Annotated in this window: 1 protein-coding gene; it reads right to left on the reverse strand. The window is 59.4% G+C overall.

The genetic code is table 11. The features are described 5' to 3' along the window. Positions 1-263: 263 nt before the first annotated feature. On the reverse strand, positions 264-590 hold the full coding sequence (locus O7A61_RS32295) for a DUF1294 domain-containing protein (protein ID WP_337133190.1): 327 nt from the start codon (positions 588-590) through the stop codon (positions 264-266). Between the last annotated feature and the right edge of the window lie 278 nt (positions 591-868).

Here is an 868-nt window from a genome sequence, read left to right on the forward strand (position 1 = left end):
CTTGTTGAAGAAGCCCGTCATGCTCTGCCGCTGCCGGAGGACGCTCAATGCGAGCGCGACGCACGGCCCGTAACCGCTACCTCAACCGCAGGCGCCCTCCCGCGCAGCGGGTTCGTTCTACGGCCCCCAAGTCATATGGCTGCTATGCGCCTGATTTCAGTCGCCCGCATTCCAAGTCATGGTCTCCAAAGGCGGTCATTGCGATGACAAACTCTAAGTCCCCCTCGCGCCAGAAGCAGAAGCAGCCGGCCCAAGAGCTCACCTCATAATGCAAGGAATTGCCAGAGCGCTTCGGGCGATCCCGTAGTGAGCAATCCGACTAAAAGCGCGATTACGGCGAGGAGTTGGAGCAGGACGATGCCAACGAGCGTGGAGCGGAACGGCTCCTTGCGCGTCTTGTGTCGGATCGTTTGCTGCGCGATCACAGTTCCGATGCTGCCGCCGATTATAGCAAGGGTCAGAAGCGTCGACTCGGGAATGCGTTGTAAACTGTTTTTGGCCCTAGCCTTGTCGAATGCCATAGCGGCGTACGCCAGCAAGTTTACCGCTGAGACGTAGCCGATGACACCGATTGCGAACTGCCCCGACATGGCCCCCCCTGACTTCGGGATAGTATAACCGAAGCCCGTTAATCCAACGCGAATGAGAGCGGGTCCAGCGGGTTTTCTGAAATCTCAGTCGTTGGTGTCCCCCAAAAGGCGGCTCTCGACACTCGGGATCCAAAAGCCGTCATTCCGATTCCGTGAAGAGTTTCGGGCGCCGGCACGCGTACGAAAGTCCCCGAGGAAGGAACCCGCGGGCCACAGGCGATGGCTATGGGGATTTCAGATTCCGGCTGATGTCAGCGGTGGCGCGACCGTCTCCGGAA

This window comes from Mesorhizobium sp. Cs1321R2N1 (assembly GCF_037179725.1).
Taxonomy (GTDB): domain Bacteria; phylum Pseudomonadota; class Alphaproteobacteria; order Rhizobiales; family Rhizobiaceae; genus Mesorhizobium; species Mesorhizobium salmacidum.